The sequence below is a fragment of the Peteryoungia rhizophila genome, from assembly GCF_004912145.1.
In the GTDB taxonomy this organism is placed as follows: domain Bacteria; phylum Pseudomonadota; class Alphaproteobacteria; order Rhizobiales; family Rhizobiaceae; genus Allorhizobium; species Allorhizobium rhizophilum.
In genome coordinates, this window is the sequence record NZ_STGT01000001.1 from 640,830 (window position 1) to 666,242 (window position 25,413).

Consider the following 25,413-nt stretch of genomic DNA (forward strand, 5'->3'; position numbering starts at 1 on the left):
TTCGGTACCCCTGCTAGATCTGCATTTTCGTGATGTCGAGATAGGCGTTGACGATCTTGTCGCGGAAGGCGATCGCCGTCTGGAGCGACTGTTCCGCCTGCATGACGGCATCGACCACTTCGCGGGTGTTCGCCTTGCCCATCAGGCCGTCGAACGAGGTCTGTTCCGCTTGCTTCAGATCGCCGGCTGCCTGCGCCGCCATGTTGTTGAGTGCCGCCATGAAGGTTTCGCCGGTGGCGGTTCCAGGCGTTGTGCCCTCGGCGGTCAGGCCCTTGGTGGAGAAGGAGCTCGAAAGCGAATCCAGGCCATTCATGCCGGAAAGAGCGCTGGTCTTGGTGATGGATTCGATCATTGTGAGGCCTTCAGCAGCGCTATGGTTTGGGAAATCATGTCGCGTGTCTGCTTGATGGTCTGCAGATTCGCTTCATACGAACGGTTGGATTCGCGCATGTCTGCCATTTCGATCAGCATGTTGACGTTCGGCATCTTGACGATGCCGCGCTCATCGGCGGCAGGGTTGCCCGGGTCGTATTCCTCGGTGAAGTCAGCGAAGTCGACACCGAGCTTCTTGACCTCGACGGTGTGGGCACCGGTCGCGCGATCAAGTTCTGCCCCGAAGGTGATCGTCTTGCGGCGATAAGGATCCGCACCGGGCGTGTCGCCGGTCGTGCGGGCATTCGCAATGTTTTCGGAGACGATACGAAGGCGCGTCGACTGGGCTTCGAGCCCGCTTCCCGCAACCTTCAGGCTCGCCAGCAATGGATCAGTCATCAGCGTTTCACCGTCATTAGCATCATGCGATGGAAGGAGGACATCAGGGAGGTGTTGAGTTCGTGGTTGCGCTTGATTTCGCCCGTTTTTCTCAACTCGTCCGACAATGCGACGGTATTGCCCGATTCCTGGATGCCGATCTCATTGCTGAGATCTTCTTCCTCGACGGCAATGTTGCTGTTGGAGAAATCGTTGGATGCCATGTGGCCCGGCTGGGTCACGGCCATGCCCTGCACCGTGCCGGTCTTGTCCAGAACCGCGCTGAAGGGCGTGATGTCCTTGGCCGCGAATTTCGGCGTGTTCACATTGGCGATGTTGGTCGCCACGACCTGCTGGCGCACCGAAAGCCATTCCGCCTGTCGGGAGGCCAGCTCGAACAACTGGATGGGATTCATTCACATCACTCCGTCTATTATTGATCGGAGCCTAAACCAGTAATCTTGCGTGGGACTTGCCCGCCCCACACTTCTTCAATTGTTTTGCACGACCTCACCGGCGGAGGTAACGATCACCCACTTACCGTCGCGCTGCTCAAGCGTCGCGACACGGCTGTTGTCCGGCAGGATGGAGCCCACGCGGACGAGATACATGCCGGCCTTGTCTTCGATCAGCGCGCGACCATTGGCGACATGCAGCAGGCGAAACCCGCTCTTGCCGGGGAAGGGCTGGGATGCTCCGGTCTCAAGACCTACCGGCTCTTCTCGACCCAAGGTCGGCACCGTGGCGGTGACGATCTGGTCTACCTGGGTCTCGACCTCGCCATCGCCTTCGCCAGTTTCGTCGTCACGATCAACGAGCGCGAGGGGCGAGACGCTGAACACGTTGCGGCCGGGACCTTCGGGCAAATCGCGGGTCCGCTCCCAGTCGGCGACACGGATGCCGAATTTATCTTCATTGAAGAAGACGTACCAGGGAAAGAAGGCGGCACCACAGGCGAGCGCAATGCCGGTCACGGCCAGCACGCGGTCTATGGTGGGAATGCGCCGACGGGCAAAAACCGGCCGGAGCGGAGCCACTGGCTCGTCAGCATCGAAATCGGTCATGGTCAGCCCCTTTGTCTCATGCCCTGCCCGCCGCTTGCGGCCGCCTTTAGGGCGTTTGCCAGATCGGCATAGGCATCGAGCGCCGGCTTTTCGCCGGGTGTCTGCTTCAGAATGTCGTAGATGACCGGCACCTGTTTGATCGCCATGTCGAGATCGGGATCGGAACCGTTGCGGTAGCCGCCGATGAGGCGGAGGTCGCGCGTTTCCTCGAAGCGATGGATGAGCGCCTTCAAGCGCGACACCAGTTTTTCCTGTTCCGAGGTCCAGGCCTTACGGGCGAGACGCGAGATCGAAGTCAACGGATTAATGGGCGGATAGCGCCCCTCGTCGGCCAGCGCGCGATCGAGAACGATATGCCCGTCGAGAATGCCGCGCGTCGAATCGGCGATCGGATCGTTGTGATTGTCGCCATCGACGAGGATGGAAATGATGGCGGTGATCGTGCCAGTCCCTTCCGCACCCGGACCGGCGCGTTCGAGCAGGCGCGGCAGTTCGGTGAAAACGGACGCCGGATAGCCACGCGCGATCGGCGGCTCGCCGGCAGCTGTCGCGACTTCGCGAATCGCATGGGCGAAGCGGGTCACGCTGTCGACGATGAAAAGGACGTTCTGACCCTTGTCGCGAAAATGCTCGGCGATCGTGATTGCAGTGAGCGGCGCCATCTTGCGCAGCATCGGGCTCTCGTCGCTGGTTGCGACTACGGCGATCGACTTCGCCATGTTTTCGCCGAGCGTGTCCTCGATGAATTCGCGCACTTCGCGGCCACGTTCGCCGACCAGAGCGATGACGACCTTGTCGAATGCATCTGCGCGGGCCAGCATAGACAGGAGTGTCGACTTGCCGACGCCCGATCCGGCGAAGATGCCGAGACGTTGTCCGAGGCAGAGTGGCGAGAAGATGTCGATCGCCCGAACGCCGGTCTTGAAACCCGTCTCGACGCGGCTGCGCGTCATGGATGGTGGCGCGGTTGTAGAGATCGGGCGCCGTTCCGGCCCAGGGGCCAGTGCCGGACCATTGTCGATAGGGTCGCCCAAAGCATTGATCGTTCGTCCGCACCAGCTGTCATCCGGTGCCACGCGAAACGCACCCTTGCGGATCACCACATCGTGGATGCCGATCGGCTCACCGGGTTCGATAGGACAGACATAGCAGATATCGGGCTCGACACGGACGACCTCACCCAGATGAACGCCGGTCGAAGACCGGTGGGCTACGAATTCACCGAGGCGCACATGCCGGGACAGCCCTGTGACTGTATAGTGTCCGGCCGCGATGGTGCGCACATGCCCGCCCTGGGTGACCGAATTGGTCGGTCGTGAGTACCGCTGCGCCAGGGCCGCCAATTGTCCGAGCTTCTGCGAAAGTGGGAATTCGTCGGGTGCCGGCGCAGTCATGATGTTCCGATCTCAGGGTCAGTTGCTGCCGCCGAGGACCTTGATCGCCTCGCTCAAGGTGTTTTCGCTCGTGCTGATCATTGCGCTGATGGCCTCGAAGGCGCGATTGATCTGGATGAGCTGGGTCATCTGTCCGATGCCGTTGACGTTGGAGTTCTCGACATATCCCTGAAGGATCGAAATTTCCGGGTTGTCCACGACCGGCTGGGGATTGTCGACAGTGGTCACGCCACTGTTTTCGAAGCGAAGGAAGCCGTTTCTGACGTCGGCCGTAAACACACCGAGGGTTGCGACGACCCGACCGTCCTGCATGATCTGACCGCTTGCGCCAACTTCCGGTGGGCCACCGGCGCGATTGAGCTGGATCGGCGCACCACCTGCATCGAGAACCGGATAGCCGCGGGTGGAAACGAGTTCACCGGTGTCGGTCATGGTGAAACGGCCGTCACGCGTCAGGACCTGGCCGACCGGAGTGTCGATCGAAAACCAGGCGTCACCCTTGATGGCGAAGTCGAGGACGTTGCCCGTCTCCGCCAGTTCACCATTCTTGGTTGAGAGATAGTCGTTGCCTTGGCTCACAAAGGCCACCTTGGCGTTGAGGTCGTTGCCGGTCCGGCTCAACATCTCGTCGAACTTCACATCCGTCGAGCGAAAACCAACCGTGTTCACATTGGCCATGTTGTCCGCCACCGTGGTGAGACGGCGCTCGAGGGCCATCTGCGACGACAGGGAAACGTAAATACCGGATTGCACCGTCTTGCCTCCGTGAGTGAAGAATATCAGTAAATCATTATTTAACGCAGGTTGGCCTACGCTTTAGCCCACTCTTCTTGCGGCAAAAGGCTTGCGCGAAACTGTCGAGAAAACGCCTGAAGTCTCGGGCGCAAGCGCAGCCCAAATTTGGCTCCGAGGTTCAGCCTCACGCAAGGCAGGAGCTCTATCGCTTACTGTGAATAGTAACGTTCGGGTGCGGGCAAAATGAACATAATCGTCGGTTTCATCATCACACTGGGCTGCGTTCTCGGCGGCTTCATGGCCATGGGTGGGCACCTGGATGTTCTCTTCCAGCCTTTCGAGCTCGTGATCATCGGTGGCGCCGGCATCGGCGGCTTCATCATGGCCAACCCGATGAAGGTCATCAAAGACACCGGCAAGGCACTTGGCGAAGCGTTCAAGCAGACGGTTCCGAAGGAGCGCGACTATCTCGACGTGCTCGGCGTGCTCTACTCCCTGATGCGCGACCTTCGCACCAAGTCGCGCAACGAAATCGAAGCGCATATCGACAATCCGGATGAATCCTCGATCTTCACGGCAGCTCCGAACCTCCTGAAGAACAAGGAACTGACGGCGTTCATCTGTGACTATGTGCGGCTGATCATCATCGGCAATGCCCGCAGCCATGAGATCGAGGCGCTGATGGACGAGGAAATCGAGACCATCCACTACGACAAGATGAAGCCCTATCATGCCATGACCGCCATGGGCGACAGCTTCCCGGCGATCGGTATCGTCGCGGCGGTTCTCGGCGTCATCAAGGCCATGGCCGCCATCAACGAATCTCCAGAAGTCCTGGGTGGCCTCATCGGCGCGGCCCTGGTCGGCACCATGCTCGGCATCTTCTTGTCCTACTGCGTCTGCAACCCCGTCATCACGCAGATCAAGATGGTTCGCACCAAGCAGCATCGCCTCTACATCATCGTGAAGCAGACGCTGCTGGCCTACATGAACGGCTCGGTACCGCAGGTGGCACTGGAATATGGCCGCAAGACCATTTCCTCCTACGAGCGTCCGTCGATCGACGCCGTCGAGCAGGAAATGATGAATCCGGGCGGCGGCAGTGAAAGCAAGGCGGCCTGATCATGACGGAAGTCCATAGCGAAACAGCACCACGTATGGATCGGGCTCTCCTTGCCAAGCTGACCGGTGGGCTGGGTGATTCCCATACGCTGCAGAAGCTGTGCGCCGATTTTGGCCAGCTCTACATCGAGTTCCTGCCCGACGTCTTCCACAGCGAAACCGGGCTGACCATGCAGGTTCACTACAACGGGCACGAAAGCGGCCTGATGACGGATCTGGTCGCCGACCTCGGCGACAACGTCTCGCTGGCCAACGGTCAGCTGCGGAACTGGTCTCCGAACTTCGTGCTCGCTTGCGGCAACAGCTTCGTCATCACACTGATGGAAAACCTGCTCGGCGCCCTCCCCGAGACGATTCAGGAGCCGATCGAACGACCGCTGTCGCAGATCGAGCTCGATCTCGCCGTGATGGTCTATGACAAGATCGCCAATGTCTTGCGTTCGGGTGTCAACGCCTCGGGTGGCTTCGAGCCGCTCCTGGAGAAGGCGCACAATGCCGAAGACCGCCTCAAGCCGGAGGAGGACCATGTCGACGAGTATGGCGTGACCGTGAAACTCGGCATCACGCTCGGGCCCGTTGACTCGGAATTCTATCTGGTCATTCCGCAGAAGGCACTGCTCAAGACCGTCGTAACCATGCCGAAGTCGAAGAGCCAGACCAGCAAATCGAAGAAGGAATGGCAGGAACAGATCGCCGAGCAGGTGCGCCGCTCCCAGGTTACACTGGAAGCGCGGATCCGGTTGGAATCACTCACGCTTGCCACAGTCTCGCGCCTGATCGCCGGCGATGTCATTCCCTTCCGCGAGAAGGGCGACGTCATGGTCGACGTCAGCGCCAACGGCAAGGACCTCTATCGTTGCGAATTCGGCCGGGCGGGCGACCGCTACACGGTTCGAGTGAAGGATAATGTGAGCACCGAAGATGAAATTCTGAAGCATTTGATGAGCTAGGCATTTAGCGGGGCTCGCCCCACGGCAGCTTGAGGCAAGTTTCAAGAGGAATAATGAATCCATGGCAACGAAGAAGACACCACCGAAGGATGACGACGCGCTGGTCATGCCGGGCGCGAGCGACAGCGATTTCGACCAGGCCGTCGACGATCTTCGCGGCGTGCTGAAGGCCGATGCCGACGGCGGGCTGGGCGACTTCGGATCGGATCTCGGACTCAAGGACGATCCGCTGGCCGCATTCGAATCAGATTTCGGCGGCGGTGCTGCAGCTGCGCCAAGCGATGACTTCGGGCTGGGCGATTTCGGCGGCTCCAGCGATCTGGGCGGTGGCAGCGATTTCGGCGGTTCGAGCGACTTTGGCGGATCGAGTGATTTCGGCGGCGACAGCGCGTTCGGCGGTTCGACCGGAAGCCAGCAGGAACCGGGCAGCGGCCTCAGCGCCAATCTCGACCTGATCATGGACATCCCGATCGAGGTCCAGATCGTGCTCGGCTCCAGCCGCATGCAGGTTTCGGGGCTCATGAATCTCGAGGAAGGCGCCATTATCGCGCTCGACAAGAAGATCGGCGAGCCCGTCGAGATCATGGTGAACGGCCGCCGCATCGCGCGGGGCGAGATCACCGTTCTCGAGAACGACGATACACGATTTGGTGTCAAACTGATTGAAGTGATGGCGACCAAGACATCCTGACCCATGATGGGCCAGAGAGGACAAGACCATGATGGACTTTGACGATTTTGGCGGCCCTTTATCCGGAAAACCGCTTTCGCAGGCCGATAAGGCAGCCGCCGTGCTGCTGGCCATGGGAAAGGGTGTCGCCGGAAAGCTGCTCAAATACTTCACGCAGGCCGAGCTGCAGACGATCATCGCGTCTGCGCAGACGCTTCGCACCATCCCGCCGGACGAACTGACGGAACTGGTCAACGAGTTCGAAGACCTCTTTACCGAGGGCGCCGGCCTGATGGACAATGCGAAGGCCATCGAGAGCATTCTCGAGGAAGGCCTGACGCCGGAAGAAGTCGACGGTCTTCTCGGCCGTCGTACGGCGTTCCAGGCCTATGAAGCCTCCATCTGGGATCGCCTGCAGGATGCCGATCCGGACTTCATCGCGCGGTTCCTGATGCGCGAACATCCGCAGACGGTTGCTTATATTCTCTCCATGCTCCCATCCTCCTTCGGTGCCAAGGTGCTCCTCAAGCTGCCGGAGAGCCGGCGTGCTGATATCATGAACCGCACGGTCAACCTGAAGAACGTCAGCCCGAAGGCTGCCCAGATCATCGAGAATCGGGTTCACGACCTGATCGCGGAGATCGAGGCCGAGAAGAATTCGACCGGCTCTGCCAAGGTCGCGGAACTGATGAACGAGCTGGAAAAGACAGAGGTGGATACCTTGCTCACCTCGCTGGAATCGATCAGCAAGGAATCGGTCAACAAGGTTCGTCCGAAGATCTTCCTCTTCGAAGACCTGCTCGTCATGCCGCAGCGCAGCCGCGTGCTGTTGCTCAACGACATCTCCGGCGAAATCCTCACCATGGCGCTGCGGGGCGCCAGTGTGGAAATCAAGGAATGCGTGCTGGCCTCGATCAGCCCGCGTTCGCGCCGCATGATCGAATCGGACCTGCAAGCAGGCACTGCCGGCATCAATCCGCGCGAGATCGCCATCGCCCGTCGCGCTGTCGCACAGGAAGCAATTCGCCTTTCCAATGCCGGTCAGATCCAGCTCAAGGAGACGGAAGGCGATACGCAGGCCGCTTGAGCCGTCGCCTCTGTTGAAAACAGGCTTGTTTACGTCACCCGCCGATTGAAGAGCAATCGGCGGGTGTTTACGTTCGGCCGGCCGGTATGTATTCGGCGAGCCGCCGGCACGAGGTCCGGCCGGTACGATCAGCCAGGGCATCGATCCCGCCTGGTGCAAGCCTTCGAGGAGGGCAGCTGTCATGGCCGAGGATGACGACAAGGACAGCAAGACCGAAGACCCGACTGAGAAAAAGATTCGGGACGCCATGGAAAAAGGAAACGTGCCGAGCTCGCGCGAGGCGCCGATCTTTGCGACCGCGCTCGGTTTCTACCTTTATGGCGTCTTCTTCTTGCCAGGCGCCATCACGCGGCTCGGGCAGTCGCTGAAGGACATCTTCGAGCGGCCCGATCAATGGTATCTCGACAGCGCCGTCGACGTCGTATCGCTCTTCACCCACCTCGGCTGGGAAATCGCAGCATTTCTGGCGCCGATGCTGATCATGCTCATCCTCTTCGGCGTCACGGCCAATGTCGCGCAGAACATGCCCTATTTCGTCCTCGAACGAATCAGGCCGCAGCTCAACCGAATCTCCATCGTCAAAGGATGGAATCGGATCTTCAGCAGTCAGGGAATGGTCGAGTTCGCCAAATCGATCTTCAAGATCGTCGTGCTCTCCATCATCATGGTCTTTGCCCTGCGCAGCGACTATTTCGGCGTGATCGACACGATGTTCTCCGACCCGCAGGTCATTTTCGTCAAGTTCTCCGAGATCCTGAACAAGATGATGATCATCGTGGTCATGGCGACCGCTTTCCTCGCGACTGTCGACATCTTCTGGACGCGCTACCACTGGTACGAGCAGCTGCGCATGACCAAGCAAGAGGTGAAGGAGGAATACAAGCAGGCCCAGGGTGACCCTATCGTCAAGGCTCGCCAGCGTTCGATTGCGCGGGATCGCGCTCGAAAGCGCATGATGGCAAGCGTTCCCCGCGCGACGCTCGTGATCACCAACCCCACCCATTTCGCCGTGGCGCTGCGTTATGTTCGCGAGGAGGGCGACGCTCCGGTGGTCGTCGCCAAGGGCCAAGACCTGGTCGCACTCAAGATTCGCGAACTCGCTCGCGAAAACAACATTCCCATTTTTGAGGATCCGCCGCTTGCCCGCTCCATGTTTGCGCAAGTCTCGGTGGATAGCGTCATTCCGTCAGTATTTTACAAGGCAGTCGCAGAGCTCGTTCACCGGGTCTATGCGTCCAAAGCCCCACAGAGACGGATACGTTAGGCCCGATGAAGAAGTGCTCCTATACCGATCAGCGTGAACGCATCGTGGCAGAGGCAATCAGCCCCGTCGCAAGCGAATTGCGCCTTCTCGACGCTGCCGACCTCATTTCACTTTTGCGTTTCGAACTTTACGGCAATCTCTCGGACCTCGTTTCGTCCGCAGCCGAACTGTATTTCCATCCCGGTACCGTGGTCTTCGGCGCAGGCGGAGATTACCGTCTCGAATGGGGCGGACCGCCGGAAATCGTGCTGGATGTCGAGATCAAGCCACGCGGCATCACGATCTACTCGCAGCTCACGCTGACGAACGAGCAGGCCGGGCTCGACATCAAACATATCGCGTTCCACGAAACGTCCGGCGATCCGGATGCCAATACGCGTATGCTCGAAGAGCGCCTTCAGGAGGCGCGCTTCGTCAAGGGACAGACGTCCCCTCTCTACGGATGAGAGGCTTGATCAGGTGATGTAGCCGAGGCGGATCGCCTTGGCGATCGCCTGGATGCGATTGACAGAATCGAGCTTGATCGTGGCCGAACCGAGATAGGCGTTGACGGTGTGCACCGACAAGCCGAGGCGCTCGGCGATTTCTTCACTGATCCGGCCATCGCCTGCTAGCTGAAGGCAGGCAATCTCACGTTCGCTCAAGGTCTCCGAAGGCGTTGCACGGCGTTCGTCGAGCGACAGGATGTCGGTCATGACCTTGTAGCAACGACTGTGGACCGCGAGGATGACCTCTCCGGGCAGGTCCGCGCCGCCGATCGTCGGAAACACGACATAACCGTTCCCGACGGCTCCGAGGCGCACGGGGAATGCAATGCCCGAATGCGACAGAAGGCGCTCCGGCAACTGTACCGCAAACGGGGTGAAATCCGAGGCGTCGAGGAAACTCGTCTTCTCTTCCGCGCTCCACAGCACCGGCAGCGTCGAGGTCTCGATATGGGCGAGCAGGGCGTCCCCATAGGCCGCAACGAACGCATCTCGCCCGCTGCTGAGGCCACTGCTCCAGTTCTCGAATTCGGGATCCAGGCGACGCTTGTGCGGCAGGCTGGCGCCGGTGACCCGGAAAGCGGCAAAGCCGCGTGCATTGAGCGATCGTTGCAGGGAGACGAGTTTCGGAAATATGTCCGAGCGGGACGTCACGGGGCGCTGGCCTGACCAAGTCGCATCTTCGAGGATGGATCCGCCTGGTCTGGTAGTGGTGGCCATTCCTGCTCCTTCAGACGAGATTGTTGCGAACGGCGTAAGCGATCGCTTCAGAACGCGTTTTCGTGGCGGTCTTGCGCATCACGCTCGTGATGTAATTGTTGATGGTATTGCGCGAAATGCCGAGAATTGTGGCGATCTCGTCGCTCGTCTTGCCCTCGGCGATCCAGAACAGGCATTCCAGCTCGCGATCGGTCAGATCGAAGTCGCGGTCGCTCTTGTGGCCCTTGTTCACGGAAAGGCTGAGAGCGTAGCCCGAGAGCAGACCGACTTCGCGCAGGCGCTCCGGTGAAAGCACGTAATCCTGGGGGAAGAGCAGCATCAGGGCCAGTCGTGTGCGCCCGACATTTATGGTGACCGTGCAGTATTGTCGGCTGGTCCCGAGCGGCACATGGGCGTCATCAGGCAGGATGGCATACTTCGGCTGAAGCACCGAAAGGCACTTCTCAAGTTCCGTGGATTGGGAATAGCTGGTCGCCAATTCACTTTCCAGGCGCCGGACGAGATCGAATGGCCAGTCGGCGGCCACCACGAAATCCAGCCCCTCCTCCTGAACAAGGTCGTAGCGCGCCAGGAGGTGATGGGAAGCCCCGACATAGTCACAGAGAACCCGGAGACATTGCCCCATATTGCCCGAAAGCGCAGGCGTGGCCAGCTTCCGGATCAATGCGTCCTTCGACGAAGAGCCTTTCTGCAGAGGTTCCTCGAAGCCGGTCGCGCGCGTCCGTCCCTCTTGGCTCTCTGTTGTCAGCTCGGCATCCATTCAACGTGCCCCTTTGAAGTGACGGCCTTGCATTCTCGCAGTCTACGCCTCGCCATACGGCAGGCGACTCAGTGACCCCGCAACTCCGATCACCGAATCATGTTCAGTCTAAAATATAAAGTGGCAAAGGTCACAGGCGTTTGCGGTATTCCGAGGCTACCGGAAGCATGCCTCTCCAAGCCCGATGATGCAATCCCGGATGCTGATGGGATTACAATGCAAAACCGCGCCCGGAGGGCGCGGTCGGTACTGTCTTCTTCTTGACAATCAGGCGGCGTTGTCCACAGCCCATTTGCGAAGGATCTTGGCGGCGCGCTCTTCCGAGATTTCCACCATACGCGACAGGCGCCGCTCGGGACCTTCCTTGACCCGGCGGTTGAAGCCGCCGTTCGGATCGTCGTCCATGGTGAGCAGGTCATCGGTGGAGTCGAAACCGAAGTCGGAACCGAAACCGTCCATGAGACCGCCGCCTGCAGCCCCACCGATCGCCGGTGAGAAATCCGGGAGTTCGAGACCGGCCGCCTGTTCGCCGATGCCACCGGCGAGTGCCGTTTCTGCGGAACCACCACCAGCGGTGCGGATCATCGGGCGGATACCCATCCAGACGATCAGGAAGGCGACAGCGACGAAGGCGAGCGAGTTGATAATGCCACCGAGGTTGCGGCTCAGGATTTCCATGAAGCCCGGACCCGTCACCGATTCCTCCAGCAACTGGTTTTCCAGGAAGTCCATCGCGGTCAGCGTCACGACGTCGCCACGTTCGCCATCGAGACCGGCCGCCGAGCTGACGATCTTCTGCATCTCGGCGAGATAGGCATCGATCTTGGCCTGATCAACGGGCTCGCCGACCATCTTGGCGATGCGTCCGCGGTTGACGACGACCGCGACCGAGAGCTTTTCGACCGTATAGCTGTTCTTGACCGTCGCGACCGTCCGGCTGTTGATCTCGTAGTTGGTCTGCTCTTCCTTCTTGTCCTGCTCGTCGGAGGACTGAGGACCGCTACCGCCGGCTTCGGGTGCTGCCTGGGGAATGTTCTGCTCGACGGTAGCCGCCGTATCGGACTGACGTTGCAGAGACTTCTGCTGTTCCTTGGTCACACGGACAGAGCGTTCGACGCGGGACTCGGGATCGTAGATGGTTTCCTGGATCTGCTGGCTGTCGGTGTTGATCTGTGCGGTGACGCTGGAGCGGAAGTTGTCCATGCCGAGAAACGGCGCGAGCGCCTTGTCGATGTTGGTCTCGATCTCGCGCTGGACCGATTGGACCACACCGAGCGAACGGGAGGCTTCGCCACCCGTCTCGTCACCGGCAGCAAGAAGCTGTCCGGTCGAATCGAGAATCGTCACATCCTCGACATCGAGGCCAGGCACGGACGAGGCGACCAACTGCCGAATGGATGCGGCGGCCTTGCGGCCCGCATCCGAGGAAGCACGGATCATGACGGAGGCCGTGGGATTCTGTTCCCCCCGTCGGAAATTGCCAATGTCCGGCATAACGATGTGAACGCGGGCTGCTGCGACGCCAGAGATCTGCTGGATGGTGCGTGCGATTTCACCCTCCAGAGCACGAACCCGGGTCACTTCCTGCATGAATGAGGTGAGGCCGAGCGAGCCGACATTGTCGAAGAGCTCGTAACCGGCATTGGCGCTGTTGGGCAGACCGCGCTCTGCGAGCAGAAGGCGAGCTTTGCTGGTCATGCCCGCGCGCACCATGATGCTCTGGCCATCGGCGCCGGTCTCGAAATCGATGCCGGATTCAGCCAGTGCGACGCTGATCTGGTTCAGATCGATCGGTTCCAGGCCGACATAAAGGGTCTCGTAGGACGGTTTGTTGACGTAGAGGGCGCCGGCAATGATGATCGCGAAGGAAACAACGGCAACGCCGGCCATCGCCAAGATCTTCGCTTGACCCATCGCCGCGAAATTTTTTGGTATCTGAAGTAATTGATTTAACAGATTCATTCTGTCTCGCACCATCTACAAGAAGGTTCTGGGCGCTTTAGCCCTTGGCGAGACAATAGAAACCGAAACTTGTGCGAGCGTTTCGCGGGGCGGGAAGCCGAATTCATTTCGGCCGTTCGCAAACGGAAATCTGCGGCCCTGTCGTCCTCTTAGGGGACGATTAGAAGAAGTCGAAGTCTCCACCCGCCTGGACGAGCGGTTGGGAATGGCCGTGGCGCAGTCCGGCGCCGAGCGCCTTCTGCATGTCGGCGAGCTTGACCAGGCTCAGTGCCGTCGTCATGTCGATCATCCAGTCCGACGGGATCGTCCCGGTGATGGTATCGACGAATTCCGCGAGCCCGCGCGCCTTCTGCACCGCGAGATCGATCCCCTGCAAAACCTTCAGGCTGTCCGGATGCTGCAAGATGGTGGGCCCGCCAAGTTCGAGGAGGTGCGGTTCTACACGCTCGATCAGATAAGCCACGTCGTGCAGCTCGCTGACGATACGCATGAGGATTTCCGGAAGCTCTTCCCGGGTATCCTGATGTCCCGCCAAGTGTTCGTTTTGCATCCGATGTCCAGTACTAGAAGAACTCGATTGAAGTTTCCACCGGCCTCGAAACAGGAACCGGACGCTGCTCCAGCGCGACCGTCTTCTGTGTTTCTGCGCCTGTGAGCGGATACTGTCTTGCCCGACCGCTGACCGGCCAGAATTCCAGTTTGCGGCCGTGATCTCCGCCCGTGGAGGATCCGACCACCTTGATGCCTTCGTCGCGCAGGAACTGCTGGGCGAAGGCCGCATTCTGTTCGCCGACATTCGAGAACGTCGCGATCGTCTTGGCGCCACCGAAGACCTTGGCCTCGAGCCGGTCCCTACGGGCGCCCTGTTTCAGCAGACCGTTGATCAGGAGCTCCATCAGGTGAACCCCATAGCGGGTGGCATCGCCGCCCCCTGCCCCCGGCACAGCCGATCCCGGCAGGAGAAAGTGGTTCATGCCACCTACTCCTGCGATCGGATCCCGAATACAGGCAGCAACACACGAACCGAGGATGGTCGACAGAACCACATTCGGGTCCTTGCTGACTTTCCACTCCCCTTGGATGATATGGACGCGCTTTGCTGCACCGTCTTCAGTCATTTTAGGGCTCCGAATACGGCCTCGATGGCCGCCTTCATTTTTTCGATGGTGAAGGGCTTCGCCAGGACGTTGTTGGCGCCCAGCTGTGCAGCCTTCTGAACCAGCGCGCGGTCGCCCTGCGCGGTCAGAATGATGAAGGCAGCCTTCTTCGTGGTCGGATTGGTGCGCACGGCCTGCAAGAGACCCAACCCGTCCATCTTCGGCATGTTGAAGTCCGAGATGACCAGGTGATGGGGCTGCTGCTCCATGATCTTCATGCCCTGCTCGCCGTCACCGGCAGCAGTGATCTGTTTGAAGCCGAGCTGCGTCAGCGCGTCGCTGAGAAGCAGGCGACTTGTGACCTGATCGTCGACGATCAGAACTTTGATTTTTTCAGCTAGGGACATTATTCGATACCTTCTTTTCGGGCGGCAGTGAGTTTGAGGATTTCTTCCCCAATGGAGGTGAGAGGCAGTTGATGCTCGACAGCGCCCAGTTCATGGGCGACTCGGGGCATCCCATAGACCACACAGGTCTTTTCGTTCTGACCGATGGTGCGAGCACCGGCGTGTCGCATCTTCAAGAGGCCCGAGGCGCCGTCGCGCCCCATGCCCGTCAGGATCACTCCGACAGCGTTGCGGCCGGCGAGTTCGGCGACCGAATCGAACAACACGTCGACGGAGGGTCTGTGACCGTTGACCGGCGCACGATCGACGAGGCGGCAGCAGGGTGCGGATGCGTTCGACACCTGGAGATGTCGATCGCCACCCGGCGCCAGGTAGATCTTGCCGATCTCGAGCCGCGCACCGTCTGTGGCCTCCTCCACGACAGGTGCGCAAAGCCGATTGAGACGCTCGGCGAAGCTCTTGGTAAAGGTCGGCGGCATATGCTGCGTGATCACCGTCGGCGGGCAATTGCGCGGGAATTTCTGCAAGACCGCTATGAGGGCTTCCACACCACCGGTCGATGAACCGATGGCCACGATCTTGCGCCCAACCCGGAAGTCCGCCGCCGGCGCGACCGGTGAAGGATGGACATGCGGGGTGGGGCTGTGACGGTGCTGCGAACGGGCCGCAGCCTTGACCTTCTCGGCGAGCTCGCCGAAGGGGCGTGCATCGCCCGGCTGGGGCTTTGCGACACAGTCGAAGGCACCGATTTCCAGGGCGGCAAGCGTTGCTTCGGCGCCGCGATGGGTCATCGTCGAGACCATGATCACCGGCATCGGACGCAATTTCATGATCTTCTCGAGGAATTCGAGACCGTTCATGTTCGGCATCTCGATGTCGAGGGTCACGACATCGGGATTGAGTTGCTTGATAGCGGCGCGAGCTTCCATGGCGTCGCCGGCCTGGCCGATCACGCTGACATCAGGATCCTGACTGAGGACGGCCGTGATCAGGCCCCGCATGGTGGGGCTGTCGTCGACGACGAGAACGCGTGCAGGTGCCGGCATTATTTGCGCCCTCCGTTCTTGCCCATGTAGCGATAAGTGGTGATGCCGATATTGTCGAAATCGTTCTTCGAGTCGCCCGAAACACGCTCCGAATGACCGATATATAGATGACCTCCGACCGGCAGCAGATCCGCAAAACGGGTCCAGATCCGCATCTGGGTCGGCTCGTCGAAGTAGATCACGACGTTGCGGCAGAAGATGACGTCGAACTTGCCCTTGAACGGCCACTGCGCCATCAGGTTGAGTTCGTTGTAGGTGATCAGGCGCTTCAGGCGCTCATCGACCTGAAACTTACGGCGCCCGCCGATCTCGACTTCCTTGAACCACTGCTTGCGAATGGCCGGGGAGACGGTTTCGAGAGCCTGTTCGTCATAGGCTCCCTGACGAGCGATCGCCAGGATCTTCGGGTCGATGTCCGTCGCCAGGATCTTAAAATCGTAGTCGAGGACATTCGGGAAAGCCTGAAAGACCGTCAACGCGATCGAATAGGGCTCCTGACCGTCGGAACTCGCCGCCGACCAGATGCGGACACGACCGCCGGACTTCGCCCGCTGGACGAGTCCAGGCAGGACCTCGTCGCGCAGGTGCTCGAAATGGTGGTTCTCACGGAAGAAGCGGGTGAAGTTGGTCGTCAGGTGCGAGAGCATTTCGCGACGCTCGCCGGCCCCTTCCTGCGACGCCACCAGTTGACAATATGCGCGGAAGCCGGAGAGGCCGAGATTGCGGATGTGCTTGGAGAGGCGCGAGTAAACGAGCGACGCCTTGCTGTCGTTCAGCGCGATGCCCGCATCCGAATAGATCATGGCAGCAATCTCATTCAGATCCCGCCGGGTCAGCGGGTATTCTCCGCTGGCCAGGACTTCGTCGTCCGATTGACGGGATGTGCTCATTGCGAATGTCATGCAGCCTCGCTTTCGGCGGCTTCGTTGAAGAGTGCGGCAAGCTCGATCAGGCAGATCATCCGCTTGTCGATGGCGAGAATGCCACGGGCATATTGTCGTTCGAGTTCGGAGGAGACCTCCGGTGTCGGCTGTATGGTGTCGTCGTCCACTGTGAGAATGTCCGATACGGCATCCACCAACAGGCCGACGACCCGAGACTTGACCTGAGCCACGATGATGACGTGACGAGCGGTCGGTTCGGAGGGCTTCATGCCCAGGCGCAGGGACAAGTCCATGATCGGCAGGACGGCACCACGCAGGTTGATGACGCCCAAAACATAGTGCGGCGAATGCGGCAGTGAGGTTGCCGGGGTCCATCCCCGGATCTCCCGCACCGACATGATGTTCACGCAGAACTCCTGATCGCCGATACGGAAGGCGATGAGCTCACGGCTACCCTGCATCAAGTTTTTGACCGCATACGACATGCTATTACCCTGCGACGGCTAGCGACATTTCCTGCTTGAGAGACTGACCACGCGAAGCGGCGACGACAGCATCAACGTCCAGGATGAGTGCCACGCGACCATCACCGAGGATGGTTGCGGCAGCGATGCCCGGAACATGGGTGTAGTTGGCTTCGAGCGACTTGATGACGACCTGACGCTGACCCTGGATGGCATCGACCATCAGAGCGCGCTGTCCACCGCCCTCGGATTCCACGAGCAGGGCAACGCCCTCCATCGGGTTTGCCTGGGTGCCGCGGAAGTTGAGGATCCGCCCGACATCGACCAGCGGGCAGAAGGAATTGCGGATCGAGATCAGGCGCTGGTTGGCGCCGAAGGAGTGGATATGCTGAGCCTCGGGCTGGAGCGTCTCGACAATCGCGGTGAGCGGAACGACGAGGGTCTGGCCGGCGACCGTGACCACCATGCCGTCGAGAACGGCGAGCGTCAGCGGCAGGCTCATTGTGAAGGTCGAGCCGAGACCCGGACGCGAGGTGATCGAGATGCGACCACCGAGTGCCTGGATGGAGCGCTTGACCACATCCATGCCAACGCCGCGGCCGGAGATGTCCGAGATCTTGTCAGCCGTCGAGAAGCCCGGCGCAAAGATCAGGTTGTCGATCTCTTCGTCGGTCAAGTTGGCATCGGCTGCGATCAGTTCGTTGTCGATCGCCTTCTGGCGGACACGCTCGCGGTTGATACCGGCACCGTCGTCGACTAGTTCGATGACGATACGGCCGGAGCGATGCTTCGCCGTCAGCTTGATCGTGCCTTCCGGCTCCTTGCCGGCGGCCGCACGCTTCTCGGGGCTTTCGATGCCGTGGTCGACGGCGTTACGGATCATGTGGGTGAGCGGCTCGGCGAGCTTGTCGATAACCGTCTTGTCGACTTCGGTGTTCTCACCTTCCGTGACCAGGCGGATCGACTTGCCGACCATGTCGGCGACTTCGCGGACGATACGCGACATGCGCTGGAAGACCGGCTTCACCGGCTGCGCGCGGATCGCCATGACCGAGTCCTGGATCTCGCGGGTGAGCTGCTGCAGCTCCTCGAGGCCCATGTTGACGGCGGATGTGCCGGTCGCATCGTTTTCGATGACGCTCTGGGAGAGCATCGCCTGGTTGATGACGAGTTCGCCGACCAGGTTGATCAGGCGGTCGACGCGATCGAGATCGACGCGGATGGTCTGGCCGGCAGTGTTGTTGGCCTGAGCGGCAGCGGCGGCTGCAGCGGCCGCGGCGGCTGCGGCCGGCGATTCCTTCTTCTCTGGCTTGGCGGCGCTGGCTGCCATCTTCAAGACATTGGAGGCCGTCTCCGCAGCTTCGACGGCAGCGGCAGCGGTCTCGTCGGGGGCTTCAGAGCCATCGTCGAGCGCAGACAGGTCGAAGGGGACCGGAACCATTGGCAGCTCTTCGCCAACGGCTGCCTCTTCCGGCTCACGGAGCTTGATGTCGAGGTCACAATCCCACTCGGCAAATTCGAAGACCTGGCGAATGCCCTCCTCGCCTTTTTCCGCCTTGATCTGGATCGTCCAGTGGAAATAGGCGCCTTCGGGATCGAGATCATCGAGAGATGGCAGCTCGTCCATGTTGCAGTTGATGCTCATCTCGCCGAGGCGAGACAGATCACGCAGCAGGAGGGCGGATTCGTTGCCCTTTGAGTAGAGTTCGCGGCGCGGCTTGAAGGTCACGTCGAAAGTCGGGACGCTCGCTTCCTGCTCGTCTCCGCCAAAGTCGTCGAAGGTGAAGGGGATCGGCTGGAAACCGCTGTCATCGCTAGGAGCGGCGGCGACGGGCGCGGGCGCTGCGGCCTTCGGAGCCGGCTTTGCAGCTGCGGCAGGCGCTGCAGAGGCGGCCGGCATTTCACCGTTCGCCAGTGCATCCAGTTCCTTGACGAGCCCACTCGATCGGCTTTCGTCGACACTACCACCATCGCGGGAGGCGGTGACCAGATCGGCCAGAACGTCGGCCGACTTGAGCATCACTTTCATGACCTCGGGGCCGGGTTCCAGCTTGTTGGAACGAACGCAATCAAGAGTCGTCTCGAAGACATGCGCGAAGGCGACCAGGTCATCGAGACCAAAGGCGCCTGCGCCGCCCTTGATGGAGTGAACCGCGCGGAATACGGCATTGACCGTTTCCGGATCGCGATCCCCATCATTCATTTTCAGAAGACCGGATTCCAGTTCCGCGAGCTGCTCCTCGCACTCCTGGAAGAAGATCTCTTTGATTTCGTTCATATCCATAGGAAAGATTCCTGGCTTAGGCGGTTACACGCTCGATGGCATCGATCAGCTTGGTCGGATCGAACGGCTTGACGATCCATCCGGTCGCGCCAGCCTGGCGGGCGCGGTTCTTCTTTTCGGCATCGCTTTCCGTGGTCAGAACCAGGATCGGGACCGCACGGTATTTTTCGTTCCGACGAACGCCCTCGATGAAGCCGAAGCCGTCGAGACGCGGCATGTTGATGTCGGTCACGATGACGTCTGGATTGCATTCCTCGAGCACTTCCAGGCCCTCGATGCCGTCTTCGGCCTGAATGGTCTCGAAACCAGCATTGTTGAGGGTGACCAGAAGCATGTTTCGAATGGTTCTGGAGTCATCCACGGTGAGCACTTTTTTCTTCATTGCCGGATCTCCTTAGCGAGCAGATGGTCGATGTTCACGCCAATCAATTGAAGGGTTTTGAGGAACGCCTCGGAGGCTTTTCCATACGAGAAGGGATGCTTGTCGACTTCCCAGGCCTTGGCTGCCGCCATCAGGACCTGCACACACTGTGCGCCGACACGCTCGACGCCCGAAGCATCGATCGTCAGAGGAGCACCACGCATCGAGAGAATATTGGCCTTGAGATTGGAAGCCTCGTTGAGGTCCAAGACCGCGGCCAGCTTCAGGGCCTTCTGCTCGCCTTTCTTACTTGCCATCATATCTTTCCTTGTGTCCCGAAGGCTGCGGCAACCAGACTCCGACGCGGAGCCCGGGAGAACCATTCCCCCGGAAAGAGTGCCGAAATTCCCGCCCTTAGCTTTCCTGTGTAGCGTATGGTGGTAAACAATCCCCTCATCCGACGAGCCCCGCGATGTGGGCCGTGAAGCCGAAATCGAGGTCGGCGTCGTCAGATAGATCGGTCATCGGGGCGGCCGGTCCCGGCGTCCCCTGCTCCCGATGGGTCGACAGTTGAACACGCCCGGCTGGCGCCTTTGGCGCGCGCGTCTGGCGCTCGATATGGAATTCGCGAATGGTCGCACCGAGCTCAAGAATGACCTTGTGCAGATCATCCGTGCCTTCACTCGATTGACGGGCGATGACAGCGGTGTTGCCGATGTCCGAGCCGAGATCGGCAACCGTTCCCGCAATGCCCGCGAGTTCGCTCGCCTGGCGGTCGGTTCGGGCGGCGATATCGGAGACCGTGCCGCTGATGTCGCCTACCTGCAAGACGATGTCGGCGATGGCGCCCTGGGTCTTCGCTACCATGTCGACGCCGGCCGAGACCTGGTTCTTCGTGGTGGCAACAAGTGTCTTGATCTCACGGGCGGCATCGGCCGACCTCTGGGCGAGCGCGCGGACTTCCTGGGCAACGACGGCGAAACCGCGACCGCTATCGCCGGCACGGGCCGCTTCGATGCCCGCGTTCAGCGCGAGGAGATTGGTCTGGAAGGCGATCTCGTCGATCGCACCGATGATGTGGCCGATCTGTTCGGCCGAGGCCTCGATGTCGGCCATGGCCGAGATCGCCTGACCGACGACATGACCGCTCGCTTCGACCGAGCCGCGGGTCGCAGCGACGGTCGCTTCGGCACGCCTGGACTGACCGGCACTTTCGCGGACGCTCGTGGTCAGGTCCTGGAGGGCACGGCTGGTTTCGTCCAGCGCACCGGATTGGCCCTCAGCCCGTCCGGCATAGCCGCGGGCCGTCTCGGCCATGCGGCCGGTCGCCTCGCGGACAAATGCAAGCTTCTCCTCGGAGGAGAGAAAAGCCGTCTGCAAATGTTCGAGCGCCTCGTTCATGCGACCAGCAAGGTCTGCATAGGCTTCCGGGACGTCGGCTGCGGTGCGCACCGTCAGATCGCCCGATGCCAGGCCATCGACGACGGGACGGAAGATATCCTCGAATTCGGCTCGGTCGTGTTCGCGTTGGGCGGCAAGGTCGCGGTGATGTTTGAGGCGCAGTTCGTTAAACCGCAGGGACACGGCGATCTCGACATCGACCATGACCAGACGGACCAGGGCCGCGACGAGATCGGTGACTTCGCGCTGACGCCGTCGGCTCGATGGCAGCAGCCCGGAGCCGGTGTTTTCGGTGAGCGCCGAGGTGACCAGATGTTCAAGAACCACCGCATGGCCGGCAACATGCCAGCGCGGGTCGAGGCCCATGCGGCTTTCGCTGTCGGAGAGCACCTTTACCCGCTCGGCGTAGAGCGCATCGAAGCGGGCATCGGTGAGGACGTCCCAATGGGACGAGAGAAGATCGTGGAGCCGGTCGTACTGGCGCTCGCTGGTGAAAGCGCGGGCCGCGTCCGGCGATGTCTGCAGGCGCTGGAAGAGGTCCCGCAGTGCTGACTTGAGCGGCTGTGACAGGATATGGCGGTTCTGACGCAGGAGTTCACACTGAGCCTCGTCGAGCCCGGCAAAACGCAACCGGTCGCGCAGGCTGCCTGCCTGTGATCCTGTCGCTCGCTCCGTGGACATGCCCTGACCCGTCATTCGTCCCGCACTGGCCACCCATCAAGGGCGGACCTTCTGCTTGTCGGGTCCTGCAGTCAGGAATGCGGGTGAAAGCACGCAGGTTTGCGATCCCACTGCCGTCCGCATCATGGTCTGCCGGTTCACCGAACTTCTTCCATGAGAAATACAGACCGGACCAGAACCGGTACGACGGGATGGCGTCATGCCCGAAGGAAACTCTACTGCCGAGTCCCACTCCGACGTGTCCATCAATCTTTATGGTTAATTCCTTGCTTGAAGGTTAATGAATTCTCGCCATCAACCCACAATCTCTAATATGAGAGATTTGTTGTATGTTTTCCGTTTGCGGGCCTTGCGCCCCCCGCGGAACAAAGGCGATGCCCTCCTCGTTGCGCCCGAAAGCGACAGGAGTTCAGCGTGAGTGCACGGGCAATCTGGAAAGGCCATCTGTCGATCGGCGACCTCGGCTGCGCCGTGGCACTGTATTCCGCCGTGAATGCCTCTGAACGAACGGCATTTCATATCATCAACCGGGACACCGGGAACCGTGTCCGGCGCGAATATGCGGATGCCGATACCGGCCGCCCGGTCGGCAAGGACGACTTGGTGAAAGGCTATGATACATCGGAGGGGCAGACAGTGATCCTGGAGCCCGACGAGATCCGCGAGGCTGTGCCGGAAAGCGACAAGCGATTGGAACTTGCGACGTTTGTCGCCTGTGACGAGATCGACACCCTGTATCTCGAACGCCCGTATTTTCTCGCGCCAGCCGACCGCCAATCCGTGGAAGCCTATGATCTGATCCGCGAGACGATGGAGGCTCAAAACGTGGCGGCAATCGCGCGAACCGTGTTGTTTCGGCGGGTGCGCAGCGTTCTGATCCGACCGCAGGGTGAGGGCCTGATCGCGACCACGCTCAACTATGATTATGAAGTTCGCGATCCGGCCGAGAGCTTCGAGGGCATTTCGAAGGTCAAGATCGAGACGGAAATGCTGGATCTTGCCCAGCACATCATCGGCACCAAGATGGGCGAGTTCGATCCTGGTCAATACGAGGATCGCTACGAATCGGCTCTAACAGAACTTGTTAAAGCCAAGATTGCCGGACGCAAGCCGAAAAAACTGCCGAAGCGGAAGGCAGAGAACGTCACCAGCCTTCTCGACGCGCTGCGCAAGAGTGCAGGCAATGACGCGGCAAAGCAGAAGCCGAAAGGCAAGACACAGTCGAGCGGTGCGACGCGTCAGAAGAAGGCGGGCTGATCATGTCGCTCGCCGAATATCGCCGCAAGAGAGACTTCAAGACGACGCCGGAGCCGAAAGCCGCCAAGGCGAAAGCCACCGGCAACAGCTTCGTCATCCAGAAACACGCGGCTAGACGGCTCCACTACGATCTCAGGCTCGAAATGGACGGCGTGCTGAAGAGCTGGGCCGTCACGCGAGGCCCGAGCCTCGTGCCCGACAACAAGCGTCTGGCGGTTCACGTCGAGGACCATCCGCTCACCTATGGTGATTTCGAAGGGGTTATCCCGCCCGGCCAATACGGATCCGGCGAGGTGATCGTGTGGGACCGTGGCACCTGGGAGCCGGTTCATGATGCAAAGAAGGGCTACAAGAAGGGCCATCTGGAATTCTCCCTGCAGGGCGAGAAGCTTGGCGGCCATTGGCATCTCGTGCGCATGGCGAGCAAGGAGGGCGAGACGCGGGAAAACTGGCTGCTGATAAAGGGCGAGGACGAGGCGGCCCGCAAAGCCGAAGATCCCGATATCGTGGAGGAGATGCCGCTTTCGGTTAAGAGCGGGCGCTCCGTCGAAAGCCTGAAGGGCGATCAGAAGGCCGCCGTCTGGAACTCCCGCAAGAGGAATACCAAGAAGGCGGAGAACACTGCCACGAGCCGCCGCGCCGCCAAAGGCGATCGCATGCCGAAAAGCGCCAAATCCGGGGAAATTCCGGACTTCGTGCCGCCGGCGCTCGCGTCGCTGGTGAAGACCGTGCCGAAGGGCGAGCGCTGGCTGCACGAGATCAAGCTGGACGGCTATCGCATCCAGGCCCGCATCGAAAACGGCGAGGTCAAACTACTCACCCGCACCGGTCTCGACTGGACCGACCGCTTCGGCGACCGTCTGCCTTCAGCGCTGAAGGCGCTTCCGGTGCAGGCCGCGTTGCTGGACGGGGAGATCGTCGTCGAAAGCGGCAATGGCAGCAGCGATTTCTCGCTCCTGCAGCAGGACCTCAGCGAAGGACGTTCCGATCGTTTCACCTATTACGTCTTCGACCTGATGCATCTCGACGGACAAGATCTGACCGGTGTCGCCCTGCGTGATCGCAAGGGATTGCTGGAAGAGCTGATCGGCGGTGCCGATCCTGCGTTGAAGTATTCGGCCCATTTCGACGAGAGCGGCGACCTCGTTCTCAAACATGCGTGCCGGCTCAGCCTGGAGGGCGTGATTTCGAAGGTTGCCAACGCGCCTTACCGGCCGGGACGTGGCCGCGATTGGGTCAAGTCCAAGTGCACGGCGCGGCAGGAACTGGTGATTGGCGGCTATGTGCCCTCGTCCGTCTCCGACAAAGCGATCGGTTCGCTGATCATGGGGGTGAACGAGACCGATGGCCTGCGGCATGTCGGGCGTGTGGGCACGGGCTATACGCAGAAACTGGCGCGGCAGGTCTTTGACCGGCTGCAGCCTCTGGTGCGAGACAGGAGCCCTTTCCGCGACAAGCTGACGAGTACTGAACGCAAGGATGCCGTCTTCGTCGAGCCGGAAATCGTCGCCGAGATCGAGTTTCGCGGCTGGACGGGTGATGCCCATCTGCGTCACGCCTCCTTCCGGGGTCTCAGGGAAGACAAGCAGGCGCGGGATGTGGTGCTGGAGGCTCCGGCAGAACAGCTACCATCGCGGAAAAAGGCGGATGCGAAGACGAAGCCCGCGGCCAGCGAGGCGGCAGAGGCAGCTCGCCGGCGGGTCACATTGACCCATCCGGATCGCCTCTACTGGCCGGAAGCCGGGGTCACGAAGGAGGGGTTGGCGGATTACTATGCACTGGTTTGGCCGCGGATCGCCCCCTTCATCGTCGATCGCCCCCTCGCCCTCTTGCGATGCCCCGAAGGGCATGAAAAAACCTGCTTTTTCCAGAAACACGGCTGGCGCGGCATGCGCAAGGACATTGTCACGATCCGCGACCCGAAGGACGACGAAGGGCATGTCGGCATCCGTGATCTCGACGGACTGCTGTCTCTCGTGCAGGGCGCGGCCCTCGAAATCCACCCCTGGGGCTCGCGGGCCGGCGATCTGGAGCGACCCGACATGGTCAATATCGATCTCGACCCCGGTCCCGATGTTTCCTGGGAGCGTGTGATCGCAGCAGCCTTCGAAGTGCGCGAGCGCTTCACCGCGCTTGGCCTCACCGGCTTCGTCAAAACATCCGGCGGCAAGGGTCTGCATGTGGTCGCGCCGCTGAAACCCAAGGCCCAATGGCCGGAGGTGAAGGCGGCGATGAAGGCGCTGGCGGACGGCATGAGCGTGGACAGCCCTGGAGACTATGTGTCGACGGTCAGTAAGGCAAAGCGCAAGGGCAAGATCCTGATCGACTATCTGCGCAATGGCAGAGGCGCCACGGCGGTCGCTCCCTATTCCACCCGTGCGCGGGCCGGAGCACCCGTCTCGATGCCGCTTTCATTCGATGAACTCGGCCCCGCGATCGGCCCGAACCATTTCACCGTCGAAAACGTGCCCGCCCGGTTCGCCGCGCTCGACAGTGATCCGTGGGAGGATTTCCGCAAGGCGGAAGTGCCACTTACTGCCAAAACGAAGACTAAAAAGGCGCGCTGAG

The 25,413-nt window shown here is 60.7% G+C and carries 27 protein-coding genes; 8 read left to right on the forward strand and 19 right to left on the reverse strand.

Annotation, left to right across the window (positions count from 1 at the left end):
• Positions 1-13: 13 nt before the first annotated feature.
• From E9677_RS03005 to flgF, 6 genes are all read right to left on the reverse strand, one after another.
• Positions 14-352 (reverse strand): flagellar hook-basal body complex protein FliE, encoded by a 339-nt coding sequence (locus E9677_RS03005; protein WP_136556602.1) that lies wholly within the window; start codon positions 350-352, stop codon positions 14-16.
• Entirely contained in the window at positions 349-771 is a 423-nt protein-coding gene (gene flgC, locus E9677_RS03010) for a flagellar basal body rod protein FlgC (RefSeq protein WP_136556603.1), read from the reverse strand. Before flgC ends, E9677_RS03005 begins: the two co-directional genes overlap by 4 nt.
• Positions 771-1,166: a flagellar basal body rod protein FlgB gene (gene flgB, locus E9677_RS03015; RefSeq protein WP_136556604.1), complete on the reverse strand. Its 396-nt coding sequence runs from the start codon at positions 1,164-1,166 to the stop codon at positions 771-773. The genes flgC and flgB overlap by 1 nt, the downstream gene beginning before the upstream one ends.
• Before the next feature lie 75 nt (positions 1,167-1,241).
• Complete coding sequence (locus E9677_RS03020; RefSeq protein ID WP_136556605.1) at positions 1,242-1,814, reverse strand: flagellar protein; 573 nt, start codon at positions 1,812-1,814, stop codon at positions 1,242-1,244.
• Positions 1,815-1,816: 2 nt separating this feature from the next.
• Entirely contained in the window at positions 1,817-3,208 is a 1,392-nt protein-coding gene (gene fliI / locus E9677_RS03025) for a flagellar protein export ATPase FliI (RefSeq protein ID WP_136556606.1), read from the reverse strand.
• Positions 3,209-3,226: 18 nt separating this feature from the next.
• Entirely contained in the window at positions 3,227-3,961 is a 735-nt protein-coding gene (flgF, locus tag E9677_RS03030) for a flagellar basal-body rod protein FlgF (RefSeq protein ID WP_136556607.1), read from the reverse strand.
• 225 nt (positions 3,962-4,186) lie between these two features.
• On the opposite strand from flgF, the gene motA reads away from it, so the two are divergent.
• The 6 genes from motA to E9677_RS03060 all read left to right on the forward strand — a co-directional run bounded on the left by motA (position 4,187) and on the right by E9677_RS03060 (position 9,482).
• Positions 4,187-5,065 carry a flagellar motor stator protein MotA gene (motA, locus tag E9677_RS03035; RefSeq protein ID WP_136556608.1) on the forward strand — a complete coding sequence of 293 codons (879 nt, stop codon included), beginning with the start codon at positions 4,187-4,189 and terminating at the stop codon, positions 5,063-5,065.
• A gap of 2 nt (positions 5,066-5,067) precedes the next feature.
• A complete protein-coding gene (locus E9677_RS03040; RefSeq protein WP_136556609.1) occupies positions 5,068-6,015 on the forward strand; it encodes a FliM/FliN family flagellar motor switch protein in 948 nt (315 codons plus the stop codon).
• A 61-nt stretch (positions 6,016-6,076) separates the two neighbouring features.
• Positions 6,077-6,706, forward strand: a complete 630-nt coding sequence (gene fliN / locus E9677_RS03045) for a flagellar motor switch protein FliN (protein WP_136556610.1) — start codon at positions 6,077-6,079, stop codon at positions 6,704-6,706.
• A gap of 28 nt (positions 6,707-6,734) precedes the next feature.
• Positions 6,735-7,772, forward strand: coding sequence for a flagellar motor switch protein FliG (fliG, locus tag E9677_RS03050; RefSeq protein ID WP_136556611.1), 1,038 nt, complete (start codon positions 6,735-6,737; stop codon positions 7,770-7,772).
• Between the two features lie 181 nt (positions 7,773-7,953).
• Positions 7,954-9,036, forward strand: a complete 1,083-nt coding sequence (flhB, locus tag E9677_RS03055; protein WP_136556612.1) for a flagellar biosynthesis protein FlhB — start codon at positions 7,954-7,956, stop codon at positions 9,034-9,036.
• Between the two features lie 5 nt (positions 9,037-9,041).
• Positions 9,042-9,482 (forward strand): hypothetical protein, encoded by a 441-nt coding sequence (locus E9677_RS03060; protein ID WP_136556613.1) that lies wholly within the window; start codon positions 9,042-9,044, stop codon positions 9,480-9,482.
• Between the two features lie 9 nt (positions 9,483-9,491).
• On the opposite strand, the gene visR is transcribed toward E9677_RS03060, so the two are convergent.
• From visR to E9677_RS03125, 13 genes are all read right to left on the reverse strand, one after another.
• Complete coding sequence (visR, locus tag E9677_RS03065) at positions 9,492-10,241, reverse strand: transcriptional regulator VisR (RefSeq protein WP_187182123.1); 750 nt, start codon at positions 10,239-10,241, stop codon at positions 9,492-9,494.
• Positions 10,242-10,251: 10 nt separating this feature from the next.
• Positions 10,252-11,001 (reverse strand): transcriptional regulator VisN, encoded by a 750-nt coding sequence (gene visN / locus E9677_RS03070; RefSeq protein WP_136556614.1) that lies wholly within the window; start codon positions 10,999-11,001, stop codon positions 10,252-10,254.
• A 267-nt stretch (positions 11,002-11,268) separates the two neighbouring features.
• Entirely contained in the window at positions 11,269-12,963 is a 1,695-nt protein-coding gene (gene fliF, locus E9677_RS03075; protein WP_136556615.1) for a flagellar basal-body MS-ring/collar protein FliF, read from the reverse strand.
• A 160-nt stretch (positions 12,964-13,123) separates the two neighbouring features.
• On the reverse strand, positions 13,124-13,513 hold the full coding sequence (gene cheT / locus E9677_RS03080; RefSeq protein ID WP_136556616.1) for a chemotaxis protein CheT: 390 nt from the start codon (positions 13,511-13,513) through the stop codon (positions 13,124-13,126).
• Positions 13,514-13,526: 13 nt separating this feature from the next.
• Positions 13,527-14,081: a chemoreceptor glutamine deamidase CheD gene (gene cheD, locus E9677_RS03085; protein ID WP_136556617.1), complete on the reverse strand. Its 555-nt coding sequence runs from the start codon at positions 14,079-14,081 to the stop codon at positions 13,527-13,529.
• The gene (locus tag E9677_RS03090) at positions 14,078-14,467 is read right to left on the reverse strand and encodes a response regulator (protein WP_004128537.1); all 390 of its coding nucleotides are present in this window, start codon (positions 14,465-14,467) and stop codon (positions 14,078-14,080) included. Before E9677_RS03090 ends, cheD begins: the two co-directional genes overlap by 4 nt.
• Positions 14,467-15,513, reverse strand: coding sequence for a protein-glutamate O-methylesterase CheB (gene cheB / locus E9677_RS03095; RefSeq protein WP_136556618.1), 1,047 nt, complete (start codon positions 15,511-15,513; stop codon positions 14,467-14,469). The genes E9677_RS03090 and cheB overlap by 1 nt, the downstream gene beginning before the upstream one ends.
• Complete coding sequence (gene cheR / locus E9677_RS03100; protein ID WP_136556619.1) at positions 15,513-16,415, reverse strand: protein-glutamate O-methyltransferase CheR; 903 nt, start codon at positions 16,413-16,415, stop codon at positions 15,513-15,515. The genes cheB and cheR overlap by 1 nt, the downstream gene beginning before the upstream one ends.
• The gene (locus tag E9677_RS03105; protein ID WP_136556620.1) at positions 16,412-16,882 is read right to left on the reverse strand and encodes a chemotaxis protein CheW; all 471 of its coding nucleotides are present in this window, start codon (positions 16,880-16,882) and stop codon (positions 16,412-16,414) included. The genes cheR and E9677_RS03105 overlap by 4 nt, the downstream gene beginning before the upstream one ends.
• 4 nt (positions 16,883-16,886) lie before the next feature.
• The gene (locus E9677_RS03110) at positions 16,887-19,145 is read right to left on the reverse strand and encodes a chemotaxis protein CheA (RefSeq protein WP_136556621.1); all 2,259 of its coding nucleotides are present in this window, start codon (positions 19,143-19,145) and stop codon (positions 16,887-16,889) included.
• Positions 19,146-19,161: 16 nt separating this feature from the next.
• Positions 19,162-19,527 (reverse strand): chemotaxis response regulator CheY1, encoded by a 366-nt coding sequence (cheY1, locus tag E9677_RS03115; protein WP_075641521.1) that lies wholly within the window; start codon positions 19,525-19,527, stop codon positions 19,162-19,164.
• The gene (locus E9677_RS03120; protein WP_136556622.1) at positions 19,524-19,823 is read right to left on the reverse strand and encodes an STAS domain-containing protein; all 300 of its coding nucleotides are present in this window, start codon (positions 19,821-19,823) and stop codon (positions 19,524-19,526) included. The genes cheY1 and E9677_RS03120 overlap by 4 nt, the downstream gene beginning before the upstream one ends.
• Before the next feature lie 136 nt (positions 19,824-19,959).
• Entirely contained in the window at positions 19,960-21,588 is a 1,629-nt protein-coding gene (locus tag E9677_RS03125) for a globin-coupled sensor protein (protein ID WP_136556623.1), read from the reverse strand.
• 414 nt (positions 21,589-22,002) lie between these two features.
• Between E9677_RS03125 and ku the strand changes: the two genes are divergently transcribed.
• Together ku and ligD are read left to right on the forward strand one after the other, a co-directional pair.
• Positions 22,003-22,845 carry a non-homologous end joining protein Ku gene (gene ku, locus E9677_RS03130; RefSeq protein WP_136556624.1) on the forward strand — a complete coding sequence of 281 codons (843 nt, stop codon included), beginning with the start codon at positions 22,003-22,005 and terminating at the stop codon, positions 22,843-22,845.
• Positions 22,846-22,847: 2 nt separating this feature from the next.
• Complete coding sequence (gene ligD, locus E9677_RS03135) at positions 22,848-25,412, forward strand: DNA ligase D (RefSeq protein ID WP_136556625.1); 2,565 nt, start codon at positions 22,848-22,850, stop codon at positions 25,410-25,412.
• Position 25,413: the final 1 nt, after the last annotated feature.